At 73.7% G+C, this 6,604-nt stretch carries 6 protein-coding genes and 3 tRNA genes; 3 read left to right on the top strand and 6 right to left on the bottom strand.

Going from position 1 to position 6,604, the window contains the following annotated elements; translation table 11 throughout:
- The 4 genes from AB0F18_RS25425 to AB0F18_RS25410 all read right to left on the bottom strand — a co-directional run.
- The coding region (locus tag AB0F18_RS25425) for a DEAD/DEAH box helicase (RefSeq protein WP_362064439.1) at nucleotides 1–1,963 on the bottom strand (1,963 nt) is incomplete at its 3' end.
- 1,008 nt (nucleotides 1,964–2,971) lie between these two features.
- The gene (locus AB0F18_RS25420) at nucleotides 2,972–3,346 is read right to left on the bottom strand and encodes a CrcB family protein (RefSeq protein WP_362064437.1); all 375 of its coding nucleotides are present in this window, start codon (nucleotides 3,344–3,346) and stop codon (nucleotides 2,972–2,974) included.
- Nucleotides 3,343–3,822, bottom strand: a complete 480-nt coding sequence (locus AB0F18_RS25415; RefSeq protein WP_362064435.1) for a CrcB family protein — start codon at nucleotides 3,820–3,822, stop codon at nucleotides 3,343–3,345. The genes AB0F18_RS25420 and AB0F18_RS25415 overlap by 4 nt, the downstream gene beginning before the upstream one ends.
- Entirely contained in the window at nucleotides 3,819–4,169 is a 351-nt protein-coding gene (locus AB0F18_RS25410; protein WP_362064433.1) for a metallopeptidase family protein, read from the bottom strand. Before AB0F18_RS25410 ends, AB0F18_RS25415 begins: the two co-directional genes overlap by 4 nt.
- 126 nt (nucleotides 4,170–4,295) lie before the next feature.
- Between AB0F18_RS25410 and AB0F18_RS25405 the strand changes: the two genes are divergently transcribed.
- The 3 genes from AB0F18_RS25405 to AB0F18_RS25395 all read left to right on the top strand — a co-directional run bounded on the left by AB0F18_RS25405 (nucleotide 4,296) and on the right by AB0F18_RS25395 (nucleotide 4,576).
- Nucleotides 4,296–4,368 (top strand) — tRNA-Glu (locus AB0F18_RS25405).
- A 38-nt stretch (nucleotides 4,369–4,406) separates the two neighbouring features.
- Nucleotides 4,407–4,480: transfer RNA gene (locus tag AB0F18_RS25400), tRNA-Asp, on the top strand.
- A gap of 22 nt (nucleotides 4,481–4,502) precedes the next feature.
- Nucleotides 4,503–4,576, top strand: a tRNA-Phe gene (locus tag AB0F18_RS25395).
- A 40-nt stretch (nucleotides 4,577–4,616) separates the two neighbouring features.
- Here the strand turns inward: AB0F18_RS25395 and AB0F18_RS25390 are convergent.
- Nucleotides 4,617–5,471 (bottom strand): cytochrome c biogenesis CcdA family protein, encoded by an 855-nt coding sequence (locus tag AB0F18_RS25390; protein WP_362064431.1) that lies wholly within the window; start codon nucleotides 5,469–5,471, stop codon nucleotides 4,617–4,619.
- A complete protein-coding gene (locus tag AB0F18_RS25385; protein ID WP_362064429.1) occupies nucleotides 5,468–6,202 on the bottom strand; it encodes a thioredoxin domain-containing protein in 735 nt (244 codons plus the stop codon). The genes AB0F18_RS25390 and AB0F18_RS25385 overlap by 4 nt, the downstream gene beginning before the upstream one ends.
- Nucleotides 6,203–6,604: the final 402 nt, after the last annotated feature.

The following is a 6,604-nucleotide window of genomic DNA, read 5'->3' as shown; positions in this document are numbered from 1 at the left end:
GGTTGAAGCCACCCGACGGACGCTCGTCGCGACGGAAACCACCCGACGGACGGTCGTCACGGCGGAAGCCACCGGAGGGACGGTCGTCACGACGGAAGCCACCACGGTCACCCCCGCGGTCGTCACGGTTGAAGCCACCCGACGGACGGTCATCGCGACGGAAACCACCCGACGGACGGTCGTCACGGCGGTCGTCGCGGCGGAAGCCACCCGAGGGACGGTCGTCACGACGGAAGCCACCACGGTCACCACGGTCGCCACGGTCACCGCGGTCGCCACGGTCGTCGCGGCGGTTGTCGCGGCGCTCGAAGTTGCCCCGGTCGTCGCGGCGCTCGAAGGTGCGCTGCTCCTGGGCGGCGGCCTGCGCGGCCTGCTCGGCCACGGCGGCGGCGAGCTCGGCCTCGGCGGCCTCGACGACCTCGGCGACGGCGGCCTCCGGGTCCTCACCGCGCTCGCGGGCGGAGCGGGCGACGAGGCGGTCGGCCTCCTCGCGCAGCTCGCCGGCGCGACGGGTGGCGCGCTCCAGCTGCTTGGTGAGGTCGGCGACCTCGCGCTCGGCCTGCTTGGCGGCGTTGTTCGCGGAGTCGGCCTGGACCTCGGTCAGCGAGCGCGCACCGGTGATCTCGGCGACCTCCGGGTCGAAGGCGCCGGCACCGCCGACGATGTGGCGCGAGGCGTCGACGCCCGCGTCCTCCATCAGGCGGAAGATCTGGCGGCGCTGGTGCGGCAGGGCGAGGGAGACCACGACGCCCGACTTGCCGGCGCGGGCGGTGCGGCCCGAGCGGTGCAGGTAGTCCTTGTGGTCGCCGGCCGGGTCCACGTTGAGGACCAGGTCGATGCCGTCGACGTGGATGCCGCGGGCGGCGACGTCGGTGGCGACGAGCGCGTTGACGTAGCCGTCCTTGAAGTCGGCGAGGACGCGGGTACGGGCGCCCTGCGTCATGCCGCCGTGCAGCGCGTCGGCCTTCACGCCGGCCTCGACGAGCTGCTCGGCGATGCGGTCGGCGCCCAGCTGGGTGCGGACGAAGATGATGGTGCGGCCCTTGCGGGCGGCGATGGCGGCCGTGACCGGGGCCTTGTCCTTCGGCTTCACGACGAGGACGTGGTGGGTCATGGTCGTGACGTTGCCCTGGGCGCTGTCGACCTCGTGGCTGACCGGGTTGGTCAGGTAGCGCTTGACCAGGGTGCCGATCTCGTTCTCCATCGTGGCGGAGAAGAGCATGCGCTGGCCGCCGGCCGGGACCTGGTCGAGCAGCTCGGTGACCTCGGGCAGGAAGCCCAGGTCGGCCATCTGGTCGGCCTCGTCGAGGACCGCGACCTCGACGTTCTCCAGGGAGCAGGCGCCGCGGTTGATGATGTCGCGCAGACGGCCGGGGGTGGCGACGAGGACGTCGACACCGCGCTCCAGGGCGTAGATCTGGTTGCCCATGGAGGTACCGCCGCAGACGACCTTCATCTTCAGGCCGAGGACGTCGCCGTACGGCTGGAGGGCGTCCGCGACCTGCATCGCGAGCTCACGGGTCGGGGTGAGGATGACCGCGCGGGGCTTCTTCTTCTCGGTGTGGCCGTCGGCCAGGCGGGCCAGGGTCGGCAGACCGAAGGAGAGGGTCTTGCCGGAGCCGGTGCGGCCACGGCCGAGGATGTCCTTGCCGGCCAGGGCGTCCGGGATGGTCGCGGCCTGGATCGGGAACGGGGTGGTGACGCCGTTCTGCGCGAGCTTGCGCACGACGCCCTCGGGCAGACCGAGCTCCGCGAAGGTGATCGTGGGCTCGGCGTCGGCGGCGTCCTCGTCGGAGTCGACGTCGGCCTCGCCGGCCGTCACATCGGCCTCAAGCGCCTCGATGATCTCGTTGGCCTCCGCGGCCTCCATGGCCTCGGTCACCACGAGCGCCTCGACGGCGTCGACGATCTCGGTGGAGTCGTTGTCGGGCATGACGGAACGGTCAGAACTGGAAATGGACATGCGAAATGCGAAACCTTCCGGAGTCTCGGCACGCGCCCAAACTCCGTGAATCGCAAATCGACCGCCTCAATGCGGTCAGCCACGGCTAGGGAGAGTACGCGCCACACGGCGCTCTTCGGATTCGGCGCCGGGCAATGGGATCAAACGATCTATAACCATACGCACCCTCCCGGGGGTCTGGCAAGTCGTTCCTGCAATACCCCCTCCCACCTGCGACGGAACCGCCCCGCCCCGTCCGCTGGGCGACGCTCGGCCCCGGGCTGGCCGCTAGGCGACGCTCGGCCCCGGGCTGGACGGGGGCGTGTCGGTCGGCGTGGGTTCCGTCACAGGGGGCGAGGTCTCCCCTCCGCCCGGATGCGTAGTCGACCCGCCGGATCCACCCGAACCCGACCCGGACCCATCGGAACCACCAGCCCCGCCCGCACCACCGGCCCCCGACCCGGAACCGGACCCCCCGGCTCCCGAACCCGAACCCGAACCCGAACCGGAGCCACCCGCCCCGGACCCGGAACCCGACCCCGACCCCGAACCGCCCCCGGACGGCACCTGGCCCCCCTGCCCGCCGGCCCCGCCCCCGGGACCGGCCGACGGCGAGGGCAGCCCCGGCTTGCCTCCGGGCGCGCCCGGACTCGGGGAGGCACCGGTCGCCCCGGAGGCCTTCCCGGGCTCACCGGACTTCCCGTCCTGCGGGCCCGCGCCCTCCTTCACCCCGTGCCCGTTGCCGTGGATCCCGGAGCCGTGCCCGGCGGCCGCACCCCCGCCCGCACCGGCGGTGTCCTTGCCGCCCACCGAGGCGGCGGGCCCCGGCTTCGCGGCGTCCTCACCGACGCTCATGCAGCCCGCCGTCGCCGCGACCGCGAGCGCGGAGACGGCCAGTCTGAGGGTCGCGGACAGGGAAGCGGGCAATGGGCGCACGGGGGCACCTCCAGGCGCGGGGCGGGGTCCGCGATGAGCGGGTCAATGAGCCCAACTCCCTTTACCCCGTAAGAGACACGCCCCTTGCGCGAGTTACGCGAACAGCTGTCGCGCCACCTGCGAGCCCAGCGTGACGGCGCCCAGACCGACCAGTACCGAAGCCGCCGCGTTCGCCGCGGCGAGGAACTTCCAGCCGCGCTCGGCCAGCCGCAGCGTCTCGTACGAGAACGTCGAGTACGTGCTCAGCGCCCCGCACAGCCCCGTCCCCAGCAGCAGCTGCACCCGCGAGGAGCCCGCGCCGGCCAGCACCGCCCCGGCCAGCACCCCCAGCACCAGACAGGCCGCCGCGTTGACCACGAAGGTTCCCCACGGGAAAACGGAGTCGTGCCGCGCCTGCACGGCCCGGTCGGTCAGGTACCGCAGCGGGGCGCCGACGGCCGCGCCCGCCACCACCAGCAGCCAGTTCACCCGGCCCCCCGCCCCCGCAGCGCCAGCCGCGTCACCGAAGCCGCCGCCCACACCGCGCCCAGCGCGCCCACGACGGTCAGCCCGGCGTACGCCAGCGCGAGCCCGGCCCGGCCCTCGTCGAGCAGGCGCGAGAAATCCACCGCGTAGGTCGAGAAGGTGGTGAACCCGCCGAGCACCCCGGTCCCCGCGAAGGGCCGCAGCAACGGGTGCGGGGAGCGCCGCCCGCCCTCGCTGATCAGCACCATCAGCACGCCGATCAGCGCGCAGCCCACGGCGTTGGTCCAGAAGGTCGCCCACGGGAAGCCCCCGGACCCGGCCGGCCACAGCAGCGCCACCCCGTAGCGCGCCGCCGCCCCCAGAGCCCCGCCGGCCGCCACCGCCGCGAGGACGCGGCCCTGTGGTTCGGCCCGCTGCGCGGGGACGTGGAGGTCGACGTCGGGGTCGATCGCCTCGGCCCCCGGGACGGGCCGGGTCACCCGTAGCCCAGGGCGTGCAGGCGTTCGTCGTCGATGCCGAAGTGGTGGGCGATCTCGTGGACCACCGTCACCTCCGTCTCGGCGACCACGCTCTCCCGGTCCTCGCACATCCGCAGGGTGGGGTTGCGGTAGATCGTGATGCGGTCGGGGAGCACGCCGGCGTACCACTCGCCGCGCTCGGTGAGCGGGGTCCCCTCGTACAGGCCGAGCAGCCCGGGGTCCCCGGCCGGCGGTTCGTCCTCGACGAAGACCGCCACGTTGTCCATCAGCCGCGTCAGCTCCGGCGGAATCCGGTCCAGGGCCTCTGCGACGAGCTCCTCGAACTCCTCGCGCGTCATCTCCAGCACCCGGCCATTGTCGCCCCGCCGGGGGCGCTTCCCACTGCCGGGTGGAAACCGTTTTGGCGATACCTCCTCGGATCCCATATGCTTCTCACGTCCCCGACGCGCTGGAAAGTGCCCGGCGGGCCTTTAGCCCTCATCGTCTAGTGGCCCAGGACGCCGCCCTTTCAAGGCGGTAGCACGGGTTCGAATCCCGTTGGGGGTACGCAACACCATGTGCAAGACTTGCTCTTGCACAAACCAGGTCCTGTGGAGCAGTTGGTTAGCTCGCCACCCTGTCAAGGTGGAGGTCGCGGGTTCAAGTCCCGTCAGGATCGCTGAGGCTGGAAACGGTCTCGTGGCTGGGTAGCTCAGTTGGTACGAGCGATCGCCTGAAAAGCGATAGGTCGCCGGTTCGACCCCGGCCCCAGCCACAAAAGGAAGGCCCCGTCTCCGGACGGGGCCTTCCGCGTTTCACTCCTCCCGGGCCTCCTGGACCTCTTCGGCCTCCTCGCGGGCCGCCCCGCGCCGGCGCACCAGCCCGAAGGCCACCGCCCCCACGCCGACCAGCCCGAGCAGCGCCCAGTCGGGAACGGCGTCCGCGAAGGCGCCCACCTTCTCCTCGACCGCGTACGAGTCGTCCACGTCCAGCAGCCCCGGCAGCGCGCTCGCTCCGTCGTACACCAGGAACAGGGCGCCCAGGGTGATGAAGAACAGCCCGGACAGCAGCGAGGTCGTGTGCAGTTCGAGGCGCCCCACCCGCACGGCCCGGCCGCGCAGCCAGCGCCGCCGGCCCAGGTCGAAGCGCTCCCAGAGCAGGGCCAGCACGAACAGCGGTACGGCCATGCCCAGCGCGTACACCGCCAGCAGCAGGCCGCCGTAGACGGGACTGCCACTGACCGCGGCCACCGTCAGGACGCTGCCCAGGATCGGGCCGGCGCAGAATCCGGCCAGGCCGTAGACCGCGCCGAGCGCGTACACGGACAGGGCGGTGGTCGGGCGGATCCGCCCCGAGAGCTCGGTGAGCCGTCTGGGGGCGAAGCCGAGGCCGAGGATCTGGGCCAGGCCCAGCACGATGATCAGCCAGCCGCCGGCCAGGACGAGCTGGTCGCGGTGGGAGTGGAAGAACCGGCCCGCGTACGAGCCGGCCGCGCCCAGCGGTACGAGGGTGCTCGCGAGGCCCGCGTAGAAGATCCCGGTCCGCGCGAGCAGCCGGGAGCGGGAGTCGATGGAGTACGCGAAGAAGGCCGGCAGCAGCAGGGCGCTGCACGGGCTGAGCAGGGCGAGGAGGCCGCCGAGCAGGGCGGCCGCGTATCCGATGCCGGTCACTGTCCGGCCTTCGCCTGCGCCTTGGCCCGGGTGATCGCCGCGGCGAAGGCGTCCAGGGGCTGGGCGCCCGCGAGGGGCTGTCCGTTGACGAGGAAGGACGGGGTGGACCGGACGCCGATGCGGTAGCCCTCCTCCTGGTCGCGGCGCAGGGCGGCCGCGGCCTGCTCGCCGGTCATGTCGGCCTTGAACCGCTCCAGGTCGGGGACCCCGGCCTCGCGGGCCAGTTCGATCAGCCGGTCCTCGCCGAAGCCCTTCGCCTTGGCGCCCTCGGCGTACGCGGCGGCGTGGAAGGCGGCGAAGCGGTCCTGCCGGCCGGCCGCCCAGGAGGCCTTGGCGGCGGCCTCGGACTCGGCGCCGAAGATCGGGAAGTTGCGCCACTCGATGCGCAGGGTGCCGTCCTCGACGTACTTCTTCACCAGTTCGGGCTCGGTGTCCCGGGCGAACTTGGCGCAGTAGCCGCACTTGAAGTCGGAGTACTCGATCAGGACGACGGGCGCGTCGGTGCGGCCCACGGCGAGCTTGTCGCCGGCGTCGCGGCGGGCCAGCGCCTTGAGCTCGGCGGCGGGGTCCGGCTCGGGGGTGGTCCGCGCGGAGGCGGAGGAGGTGGTGTCGCGGCGCCTCTCCTCGGGGGCGGTGGCCTGCCAGGAGACGAGGCCGAGGGTGACGGCGGCGACGACGACCCCGGCGGCGTAGAGGAGGGGCTTGCGGGAGGTCTTGCGGGACGAGGACATACGGGTGCTCCAGAGCGGCGGAAGGAAGGGAACCGGCGGGACGGCTCCCCTACACCCGCATCACGGACAGCTCCACCGGCCCCGGCGCCCGCAGGCCGGGCCCGCGCACGGGCACCCGTACGCACTCCGCCCGGTACGGCCGCGCCCCCTCGGGCACGGGACGCGCCGCGGGGACGGAGCCGTGCTCCTGCCCGGCCCGGGGCGGCACGGCCGGGGCCGGGCCGTGGCCGTCGGAGCCGGGCGCACAGGCGGGCCCCCGCTGCCGGACCCCCTCCGCACCCCGTCCGGACCCGTCGGAGGCCGGGGCGGCGGAAGCCGGGGCGGGGGCCGCCTGCGGGGGCGCGGAGGCGCGCGGGGCGGCGGAGGCCCCCGGCCCCCCCCCCCCCCCCCCCCCCCCCCCCC

Source organism: Streptomyces sp. NPDC029216, assembly GCF_040648015.1.
In the GTDB taxonomy this organism is placed as follows: domain Bacteria; phylum Actinomycetota; class Actinomycetes; order Streptomycetales; family Streptomycetaceae; genus Streptomyces.
Note: the sequence above shows the minus strand (reverse complement) of the source record. Positions and strands in the feature narration are given on the sequence as shown.

Excerpts from the sequence above, each read along its gene's own strand:
- AB0F18_RS25385 (WP_362064429.1), bottom strand. The coding sequence starts at position 6,202 with ATGTCCTCGTCCCGCAAGACCTCCCGCAAGCCCCTCCTCTACGCCGCC.